At 43.4% G+C, this 739-nt stretch carries 1 protein-coding gene; it reads left to right on the plus strand.

What is annotated here, in order from left to right; all coding sequences use genetic code 11:
- The coding region (locus tag ACFIMQ_RS09590) for a Fic family protein (protein ID WP_375703950.1) at nt 1-739 on the plus strand (739 nt) is incomplete at both ends.

Genomic DNA, 739 nt, shown 5'->3' on the forward strand with positions numbered 1-739 from the left:
CTCTATAGCCCGTATGCCAGCCATGCGCCCTAAAGGACATGAAGTTCCTTTTGCCGTGGGGGGGCAGATTCAAAAAGAATTGAGACAATTAGAGAAAATGCTGCATACAAAGAACAATTTACGAGGTTTATCGCGCCAAGAATTTGCTGCAAATGCCGCTCACGTTTATATGCTTCTCGACCACGCCCATCCTTTTAGAAAAGGCAATGGGCGTGTACAACGAATGTTTATGGAAAAACTTGGACAAGTCGCAGGTCACAACATTGATTTTTCTGCTATAACACATGAGCGCTTAACCCAAGCCAGTATTCAAGCCATGCAGCGTAGTAATCCAGAACCGATGCACCATCTCTTTGAAGATATGACCCATCCCCAAAAAGCACAGCTTTTAAAAGAGTTCATCTCCAATATGAGAAACGCTGGACTTGGAGAAATCAACAATCGTCTTGTTGTAGCAGCAAAAGAAGGTGAAATCTATAATGGCATCTATAGAGGTGCAGGAGCAGAAGGTTTTGTCATAGAGGTGGGTGATGCTTTCGTTGTCGCGCCCAAAGATGATCTCACCCCGGAACAAGTAAAAACATTACAAAATGGCGCATCCATCTGCTTTGCAAAATCAAACGTACAAAATTTAACAGAAACACTCATTCCACAAGAAACACTACCACCTCTCAGCAATGAAGAAGTGTTCACAAGAGTTGCACACGACCCCTTCGTTGAAGCACATCAAAAAGAGGTC

Source organism: Bartonella sp. AD13SXNS (genome assembly GCF_042196465.1).
Taxonomy (GTDB): Bacteria; Pseudomonadota; Alphaproteobacteria; order Rhizobiales; family Rhizobiaceae; genus Bartonella.